Raw genomic sequence first — 19,553 nt, forward strand, 5'->3', positions numbered from 1 at the left:
CGGATCACGATTGATGAGCGGCAAGCCCGACCAGACGCGCCAGGAAGAATTCAAGCGGGCCACCGCCGGCGCGGTGCGTGCCATTGCGCGCCAGCCGGAAGTGCAGGTCGCCTACCAGCCCGGCCCCTCCGGCCTCGCCGGCAAGCGCGCCCGCCTGCCGCTGCCAACCCGCGCCCTGCCGCCGGCCGAAATGGCCAAGCTGCGCGGCGCCGCGGATGCCATCGCCCTGAAGCTGCGCCACCATGATGAGGGTGTGCACGCCAACCGCATCCCCGCCCGCCGCGAGGCGCGGGAGGTGTTCGATGCCCTGGAGGATGTGCGCGTCGAGGTTGTGGGCAGCCAGCATATGTCCGGCGTCGCTGCCAATCTGCGCGCCCGCCTGACCGACCAGTGCGAGTCGGAAGGCTATGACCGGATGACGCGCAAGGACCAGCTTCCGCTGGCCGCCGCGCTCGGCCTGCTGGCGCGCGAAAGGCTTTCCGGCCAGCCGGCGCCCGCCCCGGCGCAGCGCATTCTCGACATGTGGCGCGACACCATCGGCGAATCGGCCGAATCCGCGCTGGCCGAGATGGCCGATAAGAGCGCCGACCAGGACGCCTTCGGCCGCGCCGCGCGCAAGCTGCTGGCCGCCCTCGACCTGGCCGAGGCCGAGGTGGAGACCGAGGCCGAGCAGGACGAGGAAGAAGGCGAGGGCGGCGAGACCACCTCCCAGCAGGACCAGTCGGGCGAGGGTGAGTCCCAGGCCCAGGACACTGAAAGCATGCTCGGTGCCCAGCCCGAGACCATGCAGGGCGACAGCGCTGAGGATGACGGCGAGGAAGGCGAGGAGGAAGGCGCCGCGGCCGAGGGCGACGACCGCCCCGGCGGGCCGCAGCAGCGCAAGGAAGTGCCGGCTACCGACGACGCCTCCGTCTACCGCGCTTATAGCAAGGCCTTCGATGAGGTGGTGGAGGCCGACGACCTTTGCGATGCGGAGGAGCTGGCACGCCTCCGCCAGCAGCTCGACCAGCAATTGTCCCATTTGCAGGGCGTGGTTTCGAAGCTGGCGAATCGCCTGCAGCGCCGGCTGATGGCGCAGCAGCAGCGCGCCTGGGAATTCGACCTTGAGGAAGGGCTTCTGGACGTGGCGCGGCTGGCCCGCGTCGTGGTCAATCCGATGCAGTCGCTGTCCTACAAGCGGGAGCGCGAGGCCGATTTCCGCGACACGGTGGTGACGCTGCTGATCGACAATTCGGGCTCGATGCGCGGGCGCCCGATCACCGTCGCCGCCATGTGCTGCGACATCCTGGCCCGCACCCTGGAGCGCTGCGCGGTGAAGACCGAGATTCTCGGCTTCACCACCCGCGCCTGGAAGGGTGGCCAGTCCCGCGAACGCTGGGTGCAGGAAGGCAAGCCGCGCAATCCGGGCCGCCTGAACGACCTGCGCCACGTCATCTACAAATCCGCCGATGCCCCCTGGCGCCGCGCCCGCAAGAACCTCGGCCTGATGCTGCGCGAGGGGCTGCTGAAGGAGAACATCGACGGCGAGGCGCTGGAATGGGCCTATAAGCGCCTGCTCACCCGCACCGAGCATCGCCGCATCCTGATGGTGATCTCCGACGGCGCGCCGGTGGATGACAGCACCCTGTCGGTGAATCCGGGCAACTACCTGGAGCGCCATCTGCGCAAGGTGATCGGCGAGATCGAGGGGCGGGAGGCGGTGGAGCTGATCGCCATCGGCATCGGCCACGACGTCACCCGCTACTACCGCCGCGCTGTGACCATCGTGGATGCCGAGGAGCTGGGCGGCACCATGATGAAGAAGCTCGCCGAGCTGTTCGACGAGGATGCGGCGATGGCCTGGCAGCGGGCCGCGTCGGAACGCGCGCCGCAGATCGCCTGATCCTCCACCGCCGGCTTTTCCTCGCCGCCGCGCTCGCCGCCCTGCCGGGCTGTGCCGGCGGGGCGGAGGGGCCGGCGCTGGCCCGGCGTCTGGACCTGCCGGAAGGCAGCACCGGGGCGCTGCGGCTGCTGGGCGGCCTGCGTATCAATACCGGCGTCCTGGGCTTCGGCGGGCTGTCCGGCCTGCATCTGGCGCCCGACCTGACCCTCACCACCATCAGCGATCGCGGCCGATTCGCAGAGATGCGGCTGGCGCTGGACCAGGCCGGGCGGCCGCTCGGCCTGTCCCTGCTGCGCCGCGGTTCGCTGCGGGATGGCGCCGGGCGCGCCCTGCCGCCGGGACACACCGCCGATGCCGAGGCGCTGGCCCGGCTGCCGGATGGCAGCTGGCTCGTGGGATTCGAGCGCTGGCACCGCATTCGCCGTTATCGCGACCTGGATGGCCCTGGCCTGCATGTGCCGACGCCGCCGGGGCTTGAGGCCTCGCCGCGCAATGCGGCGCTGGAGTCGCTGGCCGTGCTGGCGGATGGCCGCTGGCTGGCGCTGTCGGAGGGACTCGCACCGCCGGGCGCGCCGGGGGACCGGCAGGGCTGGATCGGCGGGCCGCAGGGCTGGCAGCGCCTGTCCTACCGCCCTGCGCCGGGTCTCGAGCCGGTGGATGCCGCGCCGCTGCCGGATGGCGGGGCCCTGGTACTGGAACGCGGCTTCAGCCTGTTCGGGGGCTTTTCCGGCCGGCTGGTGCGGCTGCGTCCCCAGGCCTGGGCGGCACCCGTGCTGATCGGGGAGGAGCTGCTGCGCTTCGCCGCGCCACTGCCGATCGACAATTATGAGGGCGTGGCCGTGCTGCCCTGGCAGGGGCGCCTGCTGGTGGCGGTGATCTCGGACGACAATGAGAGCCTGCTGCAGGCGACCATCCTGCTGGTCTTCACGCTGGAGCCTTGATCAGGCGGTGCGCAGCAGCCTGGCGCGCGGCAGGGTCAGCCAGGCGCGCGCGCCGATGCCCGGCGCCGTTTCCAGTCGGATATCGCCGCCATGCGCCACGGCGAGGGAGCGCGCCAGGGTCAGCCCCAGGTCGAGGCCGCGGGTGCCGTTGTTGGTGCCGACCGGGGCGGAGAGCGAGCCGCTCGCAGCCTCCAGCACCAGATCCTGGGCTGGCAGGCCATCCCCTTCATCCTCGACGACGATGGCGACGGTTTCCGTCCCCAGCACATGGCGCAGCGCGACCACGTCGCCGTCGCGGGAATGCCGCGCGGCGCGGCGCAGAAGGGCGGACAGGGCGGCTTCCAGGGCCCGGCGATCGGCCCGCACCGTCAAGGCTCGCAGATCGGCGGCGATTTTCCAGTGGCGCCGCCCCGGGCGAAGCTGGGCGGTGACATTGGCGATCGCGGCGTCGATCACCGGGCCGAGCAGGGCAGGGGCCTCATGCAGGCTGCGCGGGGCGGGCTCCGTGGCGAAGTCGGCAAGGTCGTCGGCGAGTCGCAGCAACTGCTGCGCCACAGCCTCGATCTGGGTGGAGTCGTGAGCGCCCGGCCGGTCGGTATCCACAGCAGCCATCAGCGCCAGTCCTGGACCGCGCAGTTCCTGTGCGGCGAGGGACAGGCAGCGGCCGCGCGCGGCGGCCAGCCGCTCGGCGGAGGTTACCCGCGCACGCGCATTGCCGAAGGCGACGTGCAGCCGGAACCCGGCGAGGATCGGCGCGCCGCCCAGCAACAGAACAAGAAGGAGGGTATGATCAGTCCACATCGCCGGCAACGTGGCTCGGCGAGGGTTTCCTGAGGGTTAACGTGCCACCAGAGAAACTATCACAGATTTGTGATACTGGTAGCTCATATACGCAGCAGGCATCGACGCCGTCAATCTGCACGTAGAGACGGCGTTGCGGCGGGGCACGATGGGTGCCCCGCTGCCAAAGTCAGGCCGCGGCCTTCTTGTCCCGCGCGCGCTCCAACCGGCGCTTCAGCACCTGCGCCTCGACCGGCAGGCGGCGATTCGGCGTGCTGAGCAGGAACGAGTCCAGGCCGCCATTGTGCTCGACGGTGCGGATGCCATTCACCGAAAGGCGCATCCGGACGGGCGTGCCGAGGATGTCAGAGAAGAACGAGGTCTCCTGCATGTTGGGCAGGAAACGCCGGCGCGTCTTGTTGTTGGCGTGGCTGACGTTGTTACCCGTCAGCACGCCCTTGCCGGTGATACCGCAGCGGCGGGCCATGACACTTCAATCCCGAAAAGCACACGCAGGGGTCCTGGGCCGAAGGGGCCAGGCGGCCGAGCGCGGAGGTGGTCCGGAGACGGGGCGTATCGCGGATCGTGCCCCGCCCGTCAAGGCCGCGGACCCGATTGCCGGGGCCGCGGCGGGGCTATTTCAGTCCCATTCGGAGCCTGCGGCCAGCGAAGCTGGCCGAGCGCCCGAATGGGCGCCGCGCCAACTGGCGCGTAGCCAAGCCGGCGATTGAGGCGGTGATCGGTCACGATCACCGGGATTTGGCGTTACTTGGTGACGAAGGCCTTCTCCACCACGAAGGTGGCCGGGCGGTTGTTCGCGCCCTCGGTGAAGCCGCGCTGTTCCAGCAGCACCCGCATATCGGCGTTCATCGCCTCACTGCCGCAGAGCATGGCCCGGTCGCGCTCGGGCGAGATCGGCGGCAGGCCGAGATCGGCGTTGATCTTGCCGGTCTCGATCAGCGTCGTCACGCGGCCCTGGTTGGGAAAGGGCTCCCGCGTCACGCTCGGATAGTACAGCAGCTTCTCCTGCGCCATCTCGCCCAGCAATTCATGCCCCGGAAGCTCGGCGGAGATCAGCTCCCGATAGGCCAGCTCGGCCACCTGGCGCACGGTATGGACCACGACGATGCGGTCGAAGCGGTCATAGGTGTCCGGGTCGCGGATCAGGCTGAGGAAGGGGGCGAGGCCGGTGCCGGTGGCAAACAGCCACAGCGTGCCGCCGGGCAGCAGGTTCTCGATCACCAGCGTGCCGGTGGCCTTGCGGCCGATCAGTACCCCATCGCCCGGCACGACATGCTGCAGGCGAGAGGTCAGCGGGCCGTCCTGCACCTTGATGGAGAGGAATTCCAACGTCTCCTCCCAGGGCGGGCTGACCAGGGAATAGGCCCGGACCAGAGGCTTGCCCGCGACCATCAGGCCGATCATGGCGAACTGCCCGGCCACGAAGCGGAAGGTCGGGTCCCGCGTGCAGGTGAAGGAGAACAGCCGGTCCGTCCAGTGATGGACGGTCAGCACCCGTTCCAGGAAGAACCCGGGCGGGGCGGCCGCGATCTGCGGCGGGGCGCTGGGGGAGGACATTCCGTCGATATGCGACATCGCCGGCCTTGCTGCAATGCGATTGCGGGCAGGACATCGCAGGGCCGTTTCGCGCCCGGCGTCTCGCCGCGCCGCGCGCGCTGCGGCATGGTGTGGACGACATAGCAGGACCGGCCCCTGACCGATGACAGAACTTCCCCCTACTGGGCTTCCCCCCGTTGGCGAGATCGTCGATGCGACCCCCCGCCCGCTGCCCGCCCGCATCCCGCATCGCGGCCACGCGGTGACGCTGGAGCCGCTGGCGCTGCGCCACGCCGCCGAGCTGTGGGATGCCGCCCAGGCCGATGCGCGCGGCGATGGCTGGGCCTATATGGGCTATGGCCCCTTCGCGGATGCCGAGGCGATGCGCCGGCATGTGGCCGCCTTCGCCGCGCAGCACGACCCGATGGCCTGGGCGATCCGGCCGCATACCAGCGGCGCCGTCTCCGGCTGGCTGACCCTGATGGAAATCCAGCCCGCCAATGCGGCGATCGAGATCGGCCATATCTGGTTCTCCCCCCGCCTGCAGCGGACCCGCGCGGCGACGGAGGCGATGTTCCTGCTGATGCGCCACGCCATGGACGACCTCGGCTATCGCCGCCTGGTCTGGAAATGCAACGCTCTCAACGCGCCCTCCCGCCGCGCCGCGGCCCGGCTCGGATTCATCTATGAGGGGGAGTTGCGGGCGCATCTGGTGGTGAAGGGGCGGCGCCGCGACACCGCCTTCTTCTCCATCCTGGCGGAGGAATGGCCGGCGCGCCGCGACCGCATCGCCGCCTGGCTGGACGATGCCAATTGGGACCATCAGCAGCGGCCACGGACGTCCCTCAGCCAGGCGACCCTGGCGGGCTGAGGGAGTGGATCGCGTCATCGCCCTGCGGTAGAAAATCCGACCCGCCGCTCCTCCTCGCGCGGGTTGAGACGGAGGCCTTGCCATGCCGCGTGCCATTGACGACCAGGTCGGCGCTTTCGTTCCCGGTCCCAGGGTGGAGCTGGCCGGGGCGGCGGAGGGGCCGCTCGCCGGGCTGGATTTCGCGGTCAAGGATCTGTTCGACGTGGCCGGGGTCACCACCGGCTATGGCAATCCCGACTGGGCCCGTACCCATCCCCCCGCCGCGGCCACCGCGCCCATCATCCAGGCGTTGCTCCAGGCCGGCGCCAGCCTGCGCGGCAAGACCAAGACGGTGGAGCTGGCCTATGGGCTGAGCGGCGAGAATGTCTGGTACGGCACGCCGATCAACCCCGCCGCGCCGGACCGCTTCCCGGGCGGATCCTCCTGCGGGTCCGCCGCCGCGGTGGCGGCCGGCCTGGTCGATTTCGCGCTGGGCAGCGACACCGGCGGGTCGGTGCGGATTCCGGCCAGCTATTGCGGGGTTTTCGGCATCCGCCCCTCCTGGGGCGCGGTGAACCTGACCGGCGCCTGCCCGCTCGGCCCCAGCTTCGACACGGCCGGCTGGTTCGCCGCCAAGGCCAGCGTGCTGCGCCAGGTGGGGGAGGTGCTGCTGCCCGGCGGGGGCGATTCCGCCCTTGGCCCGCTCATCAAGGTGCAGGAAGCCTGGATGAACGCCGTGCCGCAGACCGCCACCGCCCTGGTCGCCGCGCTGGCCAAGGTGGAGCAGGTGCTGGGTCCCTGCCTGGCGATCAGCCTGGCCCCCGAAGGCCTGCCGCAGCTTTATGAGAATTTCCGCGCGGCCCAGGCGGAGGAGGCCTGGTCCAGCCTCGGCAGTTGGGTCGAGGCCACTGGCCCCGCCTTCGGCCCGGGCGTCGGCGAACGCTTCGCCGCGGCCAAGGCCACGGACCCCGTTCTGGCGGCCGCCGCGCGACAGTTCCGCCAGGGCTTCAGCCAGCGCCTGCGCGCGCTGCTGGCCGGCGGCGCGGTGCTGGTTTACCCGACCTCCCCGGTGCCGGCGCCGAAGCTGGATGCGGGCGCGGAGGCGCAGCAGGCGGTGCGGGAGAGGAGCATGGGCGTCACCGCCATCGCTGGCCTGGCCGGGCTCTGCGAGGTCACCCTGCCGGCCGCCAAGGTGGATGGCGCGCCCATCGGCCTGTCGCTGGTGGCCGCGCCGGGGCGCGACAGGGCGCTGCTGGCGGTCGCGGAACGGGTGGCGGCGGCGCTGCGCCTGCCGGTCTGATGCCTGCTCGTATGACGCCCGGTTGAATGCGCGGAGGGCGATACCGTCGAAGCCGGTATTGCTGTAGTCCTGAGTTCGACGCTGATCCTGGGATACTCGCCACATGCTGATCCGCGATGCGACCGCGGCCGACCTGCCCGCCATCACCGCGATCTATGCCCATCACGTGCTGGTCGGCACCGGCACATTCGAGGAGGAACCGCCGAGTTCCGCCGACATGCAGGCACGCATCGCCAAGGTGCAGGCGGCGGGCTGGGCCTGGCTGGTGGCGGAGCTGGAGGGGGTCGTCATCGGCTACGCCTATTTCAACCAGTTCCGCGACCGCTCCGCCTATCGCTTCGCCGCCGAGAACTCGATCTATGTGCGGGACGATGTTCGGGGGCAGGGGGTCGGCAAGGCGCTGGTCGAGGTGCTGCTGCGCCGCGCGACGGATTGTGGTTTCCGGCAGATGCTGGCGGTGATCGGCGATTCGGAGAATGTCGGCTCCATCGGCCTGCACGTCTCGCTCGGCTTTCGCCAGGCAGGCGTGCTGAAGGCGGCCGGGTTGAAATTCGGCCGCTGGGTCGATGTGGTCTTCATGCAGCGCGCCCTGGGCGAGGGCGACCGCACGCTGCCAGATCTGGGCTGACGCCGCGCCGCCTCAGCCAATCACCAGCCGCAGCACCAGCGCGGCCAGCCAAAGCGCCAGCGCCGTGAAGCCCACCTGTTCGGCGTGCCACAGCAGGCGCTGGCGCAACGCCTCCGCCATCATGCGCTGCGCTTCGCTGGCCGACAGGCCGCGCAGCCGGGCGGGGGCGTGTTCCGCCACGAGTATGCCAAGTTCGCTGCGCCGCATGTTGCGGCGTGGCGCGCGCCAGGCGCACCAGATCAGGCCGAGACAGATCAGGGCCAGCAACTCCCCACCCGTGCGCAGCGCCAGCCCCATGTCGAAGGACAGTGCCAGCATCAGGGTCAGCACGCCGAACCCGGCGAAGCCCAGTGCGCGGCGGATGCTGTAATCCGCCAGTGTCCGCATCACGTCCATGATCTCTCCTCGCGGCGCTTCATGCCCCAGGAATTCCGGATGTCGCTATCAAGTGGCGAAGGCCCGGACAGGTTCCAGCCGATCCTCAGCTTCGCCAGGATTGTAGCTTGCGATAGATGGTCGAAGGGTTGACGCCGAGCAGGGCGGCGGAGCGGGGAACATCCTGCCCGGTCTGGTCCAGCACGGCCAGGATATAGCGCCGCTCGACCTCCGCCAGCGGCAGAACCGCCTCCGGCTCGCGCGGTGGCTCCCAGGGCAGGGTGGCCATCGGCGGTTCGGCCGCGGGTTCAGCCGGGGCCTCCACGGTAGCCTCGTGAGGTGGCTCGGGAGCTTCGGCTGGCGCGGGGAGGGCCGGGCCATCGTCCATCGGGGGTGGCGGGGCAGCGCGGGCGGGCGCTGCGCGCAGCAGCATCGGCGGCAGCATGGACCGCTCCACCCGGTCGCCGTCATGCAGCACGACGATATTCCGCATCGCATTTTGCAACTGGCGCACATTGCCGGGCCAGTTGTAGTTCGCCAGCACCCGCTCGGCCTCCGCCGTAAAGCCGCGGAAGCGCTTGCCCTCCTCCCGGGCGAACAGCGACAGGAAATGGCGGGCGATCAGCAGCGTGTCGTCACCGCGTTCGCGCAGCGGCGGCATCTCCACCGGCACGACATAGAGGCGGTAGTACAGATCCTCCCGGAACCGCCCGGCCTCCACCTCCGCCCAGGGGTCCCGGTTGGTGGCGGAGACGATCCGCACATCGACCCTTTCGGGGCGGGAGGCGCCGACCGGCTGGAAGCTGCCGGTCTGCACGAAGCGCAGCAGCTTCACCTGCATCTCGACCGGCATCTCGCCGATCTCATCGAGGAACAGCGTGCCGCCATCGGCCAGCCGGGCGGCACCCTGGCGGGTTTCGGTGGCGCCGGTGAAGGCGCCCTTCACATGGCCGAAGATTTCCGATTCCAGCAGGTCGCGGGGAATGGCGGCGCAGTTCAGGGCGATGAAGGGGCGGGTCCGGCGGGGGCTGGCGCGGTGGACCGCCTCGGCCGCCAGCTCCTTGCCGGTGCCGCTTTCGCCGGTGATGAAGACATTCGCCTTGCTGGCGGCGACGCTCTCGATGGTGCGGTAGACCGCCTGCATGGCGGGGGAGCCGCCGATGAAGCCGAAGAAGCGGTCCCGGTTGAGCCGCGCCTTCACCTCCCGCAACTCGGTCGCCAGCGCGCGCTTCTCCAGCGCGTTCTGCAGGGTGACGGTCAGGCGGGTCTTGGCGAAGGGCTTGACGATGAAGTCCACCGCGCCTTCGCGCATCGCCTCCACCGCATGGTTCACGCTGCCATGCGCGGTGACGACGATGATGGCGGCCTCGACCCCTTCGGCGCGCAGCCGGCGCATCGCCTCGAAGCCCGAGAAATCCGGGAGTTCGAGGTCCATCAGGATGGCGTCGGGCCGCCAGGCGAGCCCCTGTTCCACTGCCGCCGCGCCGGTCTCGGCCAGGCGGATCTCATGCCCCAGGTCGCGCAGCAGGGCGCGCGCGACCTCAGCCTGGGTTGGCGTATCCTCGACGATCAGGACCCGCGCGGCGGCAGGGGGCATGGGGACCTACTGTCCTGTCCCGGATGTCGCGCCGGCTTCGGGAAAGGCCGCGCGACGTCCTGCGCGCCGCATCAGTCGCCGCCCGGGGGATTGTCCGCCAGGGCCGCGAGTTCGGCCAGCGCGGCGGCGGCCTCCTGCCGGACCTGCTGCGACAGCGCGCGCGGATCGGACGTGTTGCGAGGGTCCATGGCGATCCTGGCCACGTGCTCCAGCCGCAGGGCGCCGACCGCCGCGGCGGCGCCGGCCAGGCTGTGCGCAGCCTGCCGATAGCCCGCCTCGTCGCCGGCGGCGACGGCAGCTTCCAGCAGCTGGGCGAGCCGGCCCAGATCGTCCTCGAAGGTGCGGATGATCCGCACGAAATCGTCGCGCGGCAGATCCGAGGCGAGCTGTCCGGCGATATCCGGGTCTATGGCGTTCACATCCAACCTCTCGCATTGCGTAGCGATGGGGTCAACGCATTCGACCGTCGCGGGAGATCCGGTGTCATCAGGGAACCCGCTGGGCCGCGCCGCGGATGCCGAACAGGTCCCAGGCGGCCGCCCGGGCCATGTCCCGGCTCGGCTGCTGGGCGAAGGCCGAAAGGCGCAGCATCGCCGCCTGCACCCGCCGGCCGGCCATCGCCGCGCCATCGGCCTCCAGCGCCAACTGGCTGGTGCGGCAGAGGCGCAGCGCCCCGTCATCCAGCCGGCTGACCGCCGCGGCATAGGCATCGGCGACCCGGTGATGCGCCACGCGGCGCGCGGCGCCTTCTGTGCCTTCCGGGTCCATCGCGCGAATCAGGCGGTCGGCCAGGGGGCGGGGCAGACAGCCCACCGGGGCGCAGGCCGCCAGATGCAGCCACAGGTCCCAGTCCTCGGCGCGCTGGAGCTGCGTGTTGAAGCCGCCCACGGCGCGCAGCAGGCTGGTCCGCGCCATGACGGTGGAGGTGGCGACCAGCGGTTCGGCATAGATCATCGCCTGGGCGTCGTGGTCCAGGATGAAGGCCTCCTGGCGCATGGCGTGCCGGCCGGCGAAATGCGGGAAGCGGCTGAAGCCGCCGGGCAGCTCGGCGCCGTCCTCGGCGAAGCTGCGGTGGTCGGTGAAGGAGAAGCCGATATCGGGATAAAGCCGATGCAGCTCCATCTGCCGTTCGATCTTGCCGCGACGCCAGCGGTCATCCGCATCCAGGAAGGCGATGAGCGGCGCCTGGGCCGCGGCAAGGCCAGCATTGCGAGCCGCGGCGGGGCCGGTGCCCGGGGTGGTCAGCGGCCGGATGCGCGGATCCGACAGGGCGAGGCCGCGCAGATAGGCGCCGGTCCCATCCTCCGACCCGTCATCGACGACCAGGATCTCCAGCCAGGACTGCGCACCGAGGGAGGCGATGGCGCCCGGAAGCCAGCGCAGGGCATTGCGGGTGGGGATGACGACGCTGAGCCTGGGCTGGGGGTGCACGGCGGCCTCTTGTTCTGCATCGCCGGGTCCCGGGGGTGGGATCCGACCAGGCAGGGCCGTGCAGGAAGCATACCGGCAGTTTGCGTCGCAAAATGCGAATCAGCCGGACGCTGAACCGAGGATCAGCGGGCGCCGTAGCGCAGCAGCATCGCCCGCAGCGGGTCGGAACCGGGGTTGTGGGCTTCCATGGACACCACGATCTGCCGGGCGGAATAGTCGCGCCCATAATAGGCCCGCGCGGACTCCGACCGGTAGGACATGACGGAGCCGGCGAGGGAGATGCCGGCGAAAAGGCCACGCGCCTTGGCCACCGCCACGATATCGGCGCCCGCCGCGGCGGTGGTGCTGCCCTGGATGCCGCCGCCAATGGTGGCCAGCGCGATGGCGGCGTCGGCGCCGATCTTGAACTGGCTGTCCATCACCGCCTGCAGGCCGCGATCGGTCATGATCATCATCGCGACCATGGCGTCCTGCACGCCGATCTGCAGGCCGAAGCTGCCGGAGCCGAGGCCATAGAAGGCCGGCGAGGACCAGGAGCCCGCCCCGTCACGCCCCACCAGCACGCAGGACCCGCCCTCACCGCCCAGGATGAAGCCGGCGCGGAAGACGCGCGGGCAGACCATCACGGCCCGTGCCCTTTGCAGGAAGCCCACTGCATCGCGCGCGGTGTCGCCGCTGGTCATCAGCTCCTGCACCGTCAGCGTGGCGCGATCCACCAGCGCCTGCTCCTCCTGCTGCGCCGCAGCAGGCAGGGTCCACAGAAGCCCGATGGCGAGCATCATTCCACGGAACATGAAAAGCCCCCCACAACCCTATGTCAGCGCTCAATCTACATGAGCGGGGCGGGGGTGTCCAAGGTGAAGCGGCTCAGACGGGCGAAGCGGCCGCCACCGGCAGGGTGAAGGGTTCCTCATTCACCGCCGCCACGCGCCAATCGGGGCCATGGCGTTCCAGCCGGGTGAGGGAGAGGTTCTTGATGGAAAAGATCAGCGCCTGATGCGGCGTCAGCCCCATGGCCTGGGCGATGGCGGCGCGGATCGACCCGCCATGCGCGACGATCACGATGTCGCCGTCCGGCGTTTCCCGCACCAGCCGTTCCAGGGTCGCCGACACCCGCTCCACCACCTCGGCGAAGGATTCCCCGCCGGGCGGCTTCTCCTCCCCCGCATGCGGCCAGAAGGGGTGCGGCGGGTGGCGGATCAGCTCGGCGAAGCGTTCATGCGACAGGCCCTGCCATTCGCCGAGATATTGCTCGGCGAGGTCGGGCTCCACCTCCAGCGGCGCCTCGGCATGGCCGGCGGCGAAGATGGCGGCGGCGGTGGCACGGGTGCGGGACAGCGGCGTTACCACCCAGCGCGCCCCCTCCGGCAGCCGGGCGGCCAGCCAGCGATAGGCCGCGGCCTCCTGCCGCAGGGCCAGCTCGCAGAGCCCCACATCCATGCTGCCATAGACGACGGCACGGGCGGAGGGCTCCACCAGCGCGTGACGGACGAGAAAGAGTCGGGTGATTTGCACAGCGCCGATCTATCCCAACTGCGGGGCCGGGGAAATCACCCGGCGGGCGGGATTCGCGCGGCGTCACAGCAGGCCGCGGCGGCGCTCCACCAGCGGGCCCTGGAAATGGCGGATGCCGACCTCCCAACCCCAGGCGATGGCCGCTGGCCGGTCCACCCCGCTCAGCACGATGCCATCGGGGCGTTGCAGCAGCAGGGCGAGGGCCGGGGGCGTGGCGACCGGCAGATCCGGCGACCAGCGCAGCCGCACCAGGTCGATGCCGAGGCGATCCGGCGGCAACGTCTCCAGCAGCTCCACCGGCGCGTCATCCAGCGCCAGGCGGTAGCCACGGCTGCGCGCCGTGTCGCGGGCCAGGGCGAAGGCGGCGGGGTCGGCCAGCACTTCGGCGGGGCGGAAGGCCAGGGTGATATCCTGCCGCCGCCCGGCCGGCAGGCCGGCATCGAAGCGGCCGAAGGCGGCGGAGGCGATGGTCGCCGGCGCCACCGGCAGGCCGATACGCCGGCTGCCGAGCTGCGCCGCCGGGCGACCGATCTCCGCCAGCATCCGCGCTTCCGCGAGCCGTGCGAGCCGGCGCCGCAGGGGGGATTCGGTCAGGTCGATGCCGGGCAGCACGGCCTCTCCCAGGCTGGCCCAGACGATGCGCCGATCCTCCCACAGCGGTTCGGCCGCGGCGCCATCCGGGTCCAGCAGACAGACAGACTGGACCAGGGTCATCGCCTCCAGATCCGCCTGGGCCAGGGATCGCTCGGCCATGGCGAGGTCGAAGCTGGTGATGGGCGCGGTGGCGGCGCTGCTTTGCGCGGGGGCGTGGTGCTCCGTCAGGCCCAGGCTGTCCGCCGTGATGGCCAGCAGCCGGGCGGCGCCCTCCGGCAGGCGCATCGACTGCACCGCGTCCGCAGCCCCCGCATCCAGCGTGCGCAGCAGCGCCTGGCGGGCATGTTCCAGCGCCAGCCCCGGCGGCGGGGCGATGGCGATCACATCGCCATTGGGCAGGTCGAAGACCCGCGTGCGCGCCGCTGCCAGAACCGGTTCCAGGGCAGCGCGCAGCAGGCGCTGGTGATGCGGCCGGCGCAGTTCCGGACCCATGGCGGCCAGGCGCAGATGCAGCACGTCCCGCACCGCATGGGCGGCGACGCTTTCGCGCACCAGCGCCGCCAACTCCGCCGCCGCGCGCACGCCAACGGAACGCCGGTCGCCTTCCATATCCCTCATGCCCACCGCTTCAAGCTGCCGGCCGCGCTGGGCCGGCGTGCTGGGCGAGGCTGGCGGCCAGCGCCGCGCGCATCGGCGCGGCGAGTGGCGCCGGCAGGGCCGTGGCGGCGCTGCCCTCGACAAGCGTCACGCCAAGCCGCGCGGCCCAGCCGAGGGCGGCCGCATCCTCGGCGCCGGACAGGATCAGCCGGGCCGGGTCGACACGGCGCAGCGTCTGCATGATGGCGGGTGCGGCCAAGGCGGGGGACCAGGTCAGGCGCAGCCAGTCGGCTGGCAGAGTTTCGATCGCCAGCAGGCGCAGCGCCGCGGCGTCGAGCCCCTCGATCTCCAGCGCCCAGCCCTGGGCGGCCAGGCTGGCGCGGCGGGCGGCCAGCGCCGTGGGATCGGCCGCCGCCTCCAGCCCCAGCGTCGCCACCAGCGCGCCACGCCCGCCATCCTCGCCATCGGTCCGCCCACCGACCGGCGCGGGCGGCACCGGCAGATGCAGGCGCCCGGGCAGGCTGTTGCCCATCAGGTCGCGGCGCTGGAGCGGGTCGCTGATCGCGATCAGCAGCCGGCTGGCCAGGTTGCGCGCCGCATGTTCCAGCAGGTCGCCATCCGTCCCCAGATCCCCCAGCAAGCCGGCCAGCGCCCTGCGGTCGATCCACAGCCGCAGCAAGGCCGGCCGCGCGGCGGTGCCGGAGGGGTCGAGCCGCATGCCGATCGCCCGGCGTGCCACATGGACCAGAGGCAGGCCGCGCAGCCAGACATCCAGCCCGGCGAGATCCGGCGGCCGTCCGGCAGCGGCGGCAATCCCCGCCTCGGCGCCGGCGGCATAGTCCAGAAGCACCGCGGCATCGCGCTCCAGCGACCAGGCGATGGTCACGGCGCCGCCCAGCAGCTGGTCCAGCAGGCCGCGCAGCCGGGTGGCGCGCCCGGCTTCCGCGCCGATCAGCAGCAGATCCTCCTGCGCGCCCTCCACCACCACGCCGCCGGCGGCCAGCGCGCCTTCCTGCAACAGCGCCCGCGCCACCCGCCGGCGATGCGGCGCCATGGCCGGGACGCGCAGCACGACGCGCCCGCTGGCGTGGCGAATAGCCTCTCGCATCACCGCCAGCAGCGGCGCGGGGGCTTGATCCTTCTGGGCGGGACTTCCGGGCATTGTTTGAAACCGCGAGGGTCGGGATGGCGAGGCGCCACCCATCCGCCTAGCATTCGCCCGCAATGCCTGCGAAAGCCTTAACCCCACTGCAACCTGCCCCGGCCGAGCTGCCGGAGGGGCTGCGGATCTATGCCATAGGCGACGTGCATGGCTGCGCGGCACGCCTGGCGGCGCTGCATGGCGCGATCCAGGCGGATCACTTGGCCCGGCCGGTGCGGCGGGCCCTGCTGCTGCATCTGGGCGATTATGTGGATCGCGGGGCGGACAGCGCCGGGGTGCTGGCCCTGCTCGCGCAGCCGCGGGATGGGCTCGAAACCCTGAATCTGCTCGGCAACCACGACCAGATGATGCTCGACGCACTGGCCCCCGGGGCGACGGGGGACGAGGTGGCGATGTGGCTGGGGAATGGCGGCGATGCCACGCTGCGAAACTACGGCGCCTCCGGACGCGACAGGGAAAGCTGGCGGGCCGTGCCGGAGGCGCATCTCGACCTGCTGCGCGCCTGCCCCGCCAGCTTCCAGGCGGGCGGCTATGTCTTCGCCCATGCCGGCATCCGGCCCGGCATTCCTTTGGCGGGGCAGGACCCTTTCGACCTGTTGTGGATCCGGGAGCCCTTCCTTTCCTGGCGAGGCGCATTGCCGGCGGTGGTGGTGCATGGCCATACCCCGGCGCCGGAGCCGGAGCTGCGGCGGCACCGCATCGGCCTGGATACCGGCGCGGTCTTTGGCGGCCCCCTGACCTGCGCGGTGCTGGAGGCGGACCGAGTCGCATTTCTACAGATGTAATCACGCAGGTGACGGATTGTTTCCCGGCCGCGAGCCGCGTGTCTTGCGCCGGATACGACGATTGCGCTACGCCGCATTGATGCAAGGCCCCGCGCCCGCCGACCTTCCCATGCCCGAAATCCCCGTCAGCGACCTGACCGAGGCGGTGCGCCTGTTGAAGCGCGCCTCCGTTCTCGTCGTCGGTGACGCCATGCTGGACCGCTACGTCTACGGCCAGGTGGAGCGGGTGAGCCCCGAGGCCCCCGTCGCCGTCCTGGCGGTGGAGCGGGAGGTCGCCATGCCGGGCGGCGCCGGCAATGTGGTGCGCAACCTGACGGCGCTGGGCGCCGCGGTCGCCTTTGTCTCCGTCGTCGGCGACGACCAGGCGGGCAGCGACCTGACCGGGCTGATCGGCGGCCAGCCGAATGTCGAGCCCTGGCTGCTGGTGCAGGGCGGCCGCGCCACCACCACGAAAACGCGTTTCATCGCCGCCGGCCAGCAATTGCTGCGCGCCGACCATGAGATGGCCGGCCCGATCCATCCGCGCCTGGCGGAACGGCTGGTCCGGATCGCCGCCGATGCGGTGGCCGCCACCACGGTGATGGTGCTGTCCGACTACAACAAGGGCGTCCTGTCCGGCGACACGGCGCAGCGGCTGATCACCGCGGCGCGCAGTGCCGGCCGTCGCGTGGTGGTGGACCCCAAGGGCGTCGACTATGCCCGCTATGCCGGCGCCGACCTGATCACCCCAAATCGCGCCGAGCTGAAGCAGGCCACGGGCATGCCCGTGGACACGGAGGCCGCGCTGGTCGCCGCCGCCCAGCGATTGCGGGAGGAGCATGGCTTCGGCGCCGTGCTGGTGACCCGCAGCGAGGATGGCATGACGCTGGTCGATGCCGCCGGCACCCGCCATTTCCCCGCCGAGGCGCCGGAGGTGCACGACGTCTCCGGCGCGGGCGACACGGTGGTGGCGGTGGTGGCCGCGGGCCTCGCGGCCGGCCTCTCCGCGCCGCTCGCTGCCCGGCTTTCCAACATCGCGGCCGGCATCGTGGTCGGCAAGATCGGCACCGCGGTGGCGCGGGAGAGCGACCTGTTGGAGGCGCTGACGCCGGAACGCGGCGCCCTGCGCAAGGTGCAGTCGCGGGCCCAGGCCGTGGAGCAGGTGGAACGCTGGCGCCGCCGGGGCTGGCGTGTCGGCTTCACCAATGGCTGCTTCGACCTGCTGCATCCCGGCCATGTGCATCTGCTGGAACAGGCCCGGTCCTGGTGCGACCGGCTGGTGGTCGGGCTGAATTCGGATGCCAGCGTCAAGCGGCTGAAGGGCGAGACCCGTCCGATCCAGGGCGATGCCGCCCGTGCCGCGGTGCTCGCCTCCCTCGCCTCGGTCGATCTGGTGACGGTGTTCGAGGAGGATACCCCCCTCGAATTGCTGCGCCTGCTGCGGCCGGAAGTGCTGGTGAAGGGGTCCGACTATACGGTGGACCAGGTGGTGGGCGCCGATCTGGTCAGCGAATGGGGCGGCCAGGTGCGGCTCGCCGCGCTGCTGCCGGGGCAAAGCACCACGGCGACGGTCGCCCGCATTCGCGGCTAGAAGCGTGATGACCGAAGGTGCGAAGGCACCGGAGGTCTGAATCACGTGGTCAAACCAAGCTATTCGACCCGCAAGGCCGCCCGGATCTCCGCCTGACCGGCCGGGTCCTGCAGGCCGGCGAGGCGGCCGGCGGCCACCATGGCATAGCGATGCAGCAGGGCGCGGCGGCGGGCCGGCGCCAGGGGATGCAGCGGTGCCTCCCGCACCAGGGAGGCGTCCGGCCCTTCGGTGACCAGCAGCCCCACCTCCTCCGGCAGCAGCCCGTCCGGGAAATCGAGGTCCACCGCGAAATAGAGCCGGTCGCAGAAATCGCGGTACTCCGGCCATTTGCCGTCGCTGAGGAAATCCCGGGCGCAGGATTTCACCTCCACCACCGCGAAGCCGCCATCCGGCAGCAGGGCCAGGATGTCCGCCCGCCGCCCATTCGGCAGCGGCATTTCCCGCACCGGCGCCCAGCCGCGCTGGGCGCAGAAGCGGGCCGCGGCGCGGCAGACGCTCATCGTCCGTTCGGGGATGGTGGGGGGGAGTATCGAGGGCATGGTCTGTGACATGCCTTATGTTCGCTTTGCGTTCACGTCCTAGTCAAGCGACGCGCCTGTTGCGGAACCATTTGCGTCACCGTGCGTGTAGGCCAGCATGGTCGCCACACGTTTTGCCGTCGCTGTGCATATCCTCCTGCTCCTGGCCACTGCGCCGGGCGGCCAGCTCACAAGCGGTCGTATCGCGGAGAGTGTCGGCACAAATCCGGTCGTCATCCGCCGCCTCGCCGGGCAGCTTGCCCGTGCCGGGCTGATCCGCATCCGCCGCGGTCCCGGTGGGGCCGAACTGGCCAGGGCGCCGGGGGAGATCACCCTGGGCCAGGTCTGGCAGGCCATGCGGCGCAAGGGTCTGCCGCTGCTGCCCGTGCATCCGGGTCCGGCACGCGCGGAAGCGTCGGCTTCCGCGATCCCGCAGATGCTGCGGACCGTGTTCGACTCCGCCGAGGCGGCCATGGAGGCCGATCTCGCCGCGGTGACGCTGGCGGAGCTGCGCCAGCAGATGCGGCAGCCGGAGCCGGCTCAGGCCACTTGATCGAGGCCGGCCCGCAGGGCTTCGGCTCCGGGCGCCCCGGCATCCAGCAGGCCGTGGCGCAGGAAGAAGTCGATCAGCACCAGATTGACGTTGAACTTGACCCGGTCGCGGTCCCGCACCTCCTCCAGCACCCGCGCCGCGGGCCAGAGCTCGAAGCGCTCCACCTCATCGTCATTCGGGCGCGGCACCAGCCCTTCCGGCAATTCCAGGTCGTGGCAATGCAGGACGTCCCGCCGCAGGCCCTCCGGCGCCGCCATCACATAGGAGACTCGGCCGACCGGCTGGGCACGCGCCGCGATCTCGGGCGGGATGCTGGCCTCCTCCGCCGCTTCCTTCACCAGCGTCTCGGCGGGTGACAGGCCGGCGGGGACGCCGCCGGCGACGATATTGTCGAGCTGCCCCGGCGCCACGGATTTGTGCCGGGACCGCCAGCCGACCCACAGATGCAGCCCGTCCGGCCGGCGCACGAAGCCGTTCACATGCACGCCCTGTGACATGGCGCCGAAGGCCGGCATGGCGCCGCGGTCGAGCTGCGCCAGCACTGGGCTGTCGGGCGTCGCGCGGATATCGAAGGCCTCCTCGCGCAGGGTTAGATGGCCACGCGCGGCCAGCCCGCGCACCACCATGGCCAGCGCCTGGCTGCGCGCCCCCGGCGCCCGCAGTCGCCCGGCGAGCGCCACGCCCTGGTGGTCGAAATGGAAATCGCGCGGATAGAAGGCCAGCGCCCGGGCCAGATCCGTACCGACCCAGCCCACCTGCTCCTCGCCGATCCTGAAGCGGATCAGATGGGCCGGGGAGGCGATGTTGTTGCAGGCGGCGATATGCCGCTCAAAACGGGCGAAGTCGGTCGCGGGCGGGTGCATGCGGTGCGTGTAGCGCGTGCCACGCATGGCACGGAAGCCCAGTCGGCGGTTTGCG

21 protein-coding genes are annotated in these 19,553 nt (G+C 71.3%); 8 read left to right on the forward strand and 13 right to left on the reverse strand.

Annotated features, from left to right (window positions below; all coding sequences use genetic code 11):
- The first annotated feature begins 13 nt into the window (after positions 1–13).
- Both cobT and ACVFYP_RS02970 read left to right on the forward strand, forming a co-directional pair.
- Positions 14–1,882, forward strand: coding sequence for a cobaltochelatase subunit CobT (cobT, locus tag ACVFYP_RS02965; protein ID WP_499198632.1), 1,869 nt, complete (start codon positions 14–16; stop codon positions 1,880–1,882).
- A gap of 173 nt (positions 1,883–2,055) precedes the next feature.
- Positions 2,056–2,823 carry an esterase-like activity of phytase family protein gene (locus tag ACVFYP_RS02970; RefSeq protein WP_499199530.1) on the forward strand — a complete coding sequence of 256 codons (768 nt, stop codon included), beginning with the start codon at positions 2,056–2,058 and terminating at the stop codon, positions 2,821–2,823.
- Here the strand turns inward: ACVFYP_RS02970 and ACVFYP_RS02975 are convergent, their stop codons facing one another.
- The 3 genes from ACVFYP_RS02975 to ACVFYP_RS02985 form a co-directional block, all read right to left on the reverse strand.
- On the reverse strand, positions 2,824–3,624 hold the full coding sequence (locus tag ACVFYP_RS02975) for a sensor histidine kinase (protein ID WP_499198633.1): 801 nt from the start codon (positions 3,622–3,624) through the stop codon (positions 2,824–2,826).
- A gap of 169 nt (positions 3,625–3,793) precedes the next feature.
- A complete protein-coding gene (rpmB, locus tag ACVFYP_RS02980) occupies positions 3,794–4,090 on the reverse strand; it encodes a 50S ribosomal protein L28 (RefSeq protein WP_499198634.1) in 297 nt (98 codons plus the stop codon).
- A gap of 278 nt (positions 4,091–4,368) precedes the next feature.
- Positions 4,369–5,181 carry a ferredoxin--NADP reductase gene (locus ACVFYP_RS02985; RefSeq protein ID WP_499199531.1) on the reverse strand — a complete coding sequence of 271 codons (813 nt, stop codon included), beginning with the start codon at positions 5,179–5,181 and terminating at the stop codon, positions 4,369–4,371.
- Positions 5,182–5,323: 142 nt separating this feature from the next.
- Here ACVFYP_RS02985 and ACVFYP_RS02990 point away from each other — a divergent pair, with 142 nt between their 5' ends.
- The 3 genes from ACVFYP_RS02990 to ACVFYP_RS03000 all read left to right on the forward strand — a co-directional run bounded on the left by ACVFYP_RS02990 (position 5,324) and on the right by ACVFYP_RS03000 (position 7,938).
- Positions 5,324–6,031, forward strand: a complete 708-nt coding sequence (locus ACVFYP_RS02990; RefSeq protein WP_499198635.1) for a GNAT family N-acetyltransferase — start codon at positions 5,324–5,326, stop codon at positions 6,029–6,031.
- Between the two features lie 82 nt (positions 6,032–6,113).
- Complete coding sequence (locus ACVFYP_RS02995; protein ID WP_499198636.1) at positions 6,114–7,310, forward strand: amidase; 1,197 nt, start codon at positions 6,114–6,116, stop codon at positions 7,308–7,310.
- Between the two features lie 103 nt (positions 7,311–7,413).
- Complete coding sequence (locus tag ACVFYP_RS03000; protein WP_499198637.1) at positions 7,414–7,938, forward strand: GNAT family N-acetyltransferase; 525 nt, start codon at positions 7,414–7,416, stop codon at positions 7,936–7,938.
- 12 nt (positions 7,939–7,950) lie between these two features.
- On the opposite strand, the gene ACVFYP_RS03005 is transcribed toward ACVFYP_RS03000, so the two are convergent.
- From ACVFYP_RS03005 to ACVFYP_RS03040, 8 genes are all read right to left on the reverse strand, one after another.
- Positions 7,951–8,334, reverse strand: a complete 384-nt coding sequence (locus ACVFYP_RS03005; protein WP_499198638.1) for a hypothetical protein — start codon at positions 8,332–8,334, stop codon at positions 7,951–7,953.
- 85 nt (positions 8,335–8,419) lie between these two features.
- A complete protein-coding gene (locus ACVFYP_RS03010; RefSeq protein ID WP_499198639.1) occupies positions 8,420–9,910 on the reverse strand; it encodes a sigma-54-dependent transcriptional regulator in 1,491 nt (496 codons plus the stop codon).
- A gap of 71 nt (positions 9,911–9,981) precedes the next feature.
- Entirely contained in the window at positions 9,982–10,329 is a 348-nt protein-coding gene (locus tag ACVFYP_RS03015; RefSeq protein WP_499199532.1) for an Hpt domain-containing protein, read from the reverse strand.
- Positions 10,330–10,396: 67 nt separating this feature from the next.
- On the reverse strand, positions 10,397–11,341 hold the full coding sequence (locus ACVFYP_RS03020) for a glycosyltransferase family 2 protein (RefSeq protein WP_499198640.1): 945 nt from the start codon (positions 11,339–11,341) through the stop codon (positions 10,397–10,399).
- 122 nt (positions 11,342–11,463) lie between these two features.
- Positions 11,464–12,135 (reverse strand): lipid-binding SYLF domain-containing protein, encoded by a 672-nt coding sequence (locus ACVFYP_RS03025; protein WP_499198641.1) that lies wholly within the window; start codon positions 12,133–12,135, stop codon positions 11,464–11,466.
- 73 nt (positions 12,136–12,208) lie between these two features.
- Complete coding sequence (locus tag ACVFYP_RS03030; protein WP_499198642.1) at positions 12,209–12,856, reverse strand: histidine phosphatase family protein; 648 nt, start codon at positions 12,854–12,856, stop codon at positions 12,209–12,211.
- 63 nt (positions 12,857–12,919) lie between these two features.
- Positions 12,920–14,068 (reverse strand): hypothetical protein, encoded by a 1,149-nt coding sequence (locus tag ACVFYP_RS03035; protein ID WP_499198643.1) that lies wholly within the window; start codon positions 14,066–14,068, stop codon positions 12,920–12,922.
- Between the two features lie 10 nt (positions 14,069–14,078).
- The gene (locus ACVFYP_RS03040; protein ID WP_499198644.1) at positions 14,079–15,209 is read right to left on the reverse strand and encodes a hypothetical protein; all 1,131 of its coding nucleotides are present in this window, start codon (positions 15,207–15,209) and stop codon (positions 14,079–14,081) included.
- A 62-nt stretch (positions 15,210–15,271) separates the two neighbouring features.
- Here ACVFYP_RS03040 and ACVFYP_RS03045 point away from each other — a divergent pair, with 62 nt between their 5' ends.
- On the forward strand, positions 15,272–15,994 hold the full coding sequence (locus tag ACVFYP_RS03045; RefSeq protein WP_499198645.1) for a metallophosphoesterase family protein: 723 nt from the start codon (positions 15,272–15,274) through the stop codon (positions 15,992–15,994).
- A 109-nt stretch (positions 15,995–16,103) separates the two neighbouring features.
- Positions 16,104–17,564 carry a D-glycero-beta-D-manno-heptose-7-phosphate kinase gene (gene rfaE1 / locus ACVFYP_RS03050; protein ID WP_499198646.1) on the forward strand — a complete coding sequence of 487 codons (1,461 nt, stop codon included), beginning with the start codon at positions 16,104–16,106 and terminating at the stop codon, positions 17,562–17,564.
- Positions 17,565–17,623: 59 nt separating this feature from the next.
- On the opposite strand, the gene ACVFYP_RS03055 is transcribed toward rfaE1, so the two are convergent.
- Positions 17,624–18,103 (reverse strand): MmcB family DNA repair protein, encoded by a 480-nt coding sequence (locus ACVFYP_RS03055; protein ID WP_499198647.1) that lies wholly within the window; start codon positions 18,101–18,103, stop codon positions 17,624–17,626.
- Positions 18,104–18,200: 97 nt separating this feature from the next.
- On the opposite strand from ACVFYP_RS03055, the gene ACVFYP_RS03060 reads away from it, so the two are divergent.
- The gene (locus tag ACVFYP_RS03060; RefSeq protein WP_499198648.1) at positions 18,201–18,635 is read left to right on the forward strand and encodes an Rrf2 family transcriptional regulator; all 435 of its coding nucleotides are present in this window, start codon (positions 18,201–18,203) and stop codon (positions 18,633–18,635) included.
- Here the strand turns inward: ACVFYP_RS03060 and ACVFYP_RS03065 are convergent.
- Entirely contained in the window at positions 18,623–19,525 is a 903-nt protein-coding gene (locus ACVFYP_RS03065) for an NUDIX hydrolase (RefSeq protein ID WP_499198649.1), read from the reverse strand. The two genes, ACVFYP_RS03060 and ACVFYP_RS03065, sit on opposite strands and share 13 nt — an antisense overlap.
- Positions 19,526–19,553: the final 28 nt, after the last annotated feature.

The organism is Roseomonas sp. F4 (assembly GCF_053891155.1).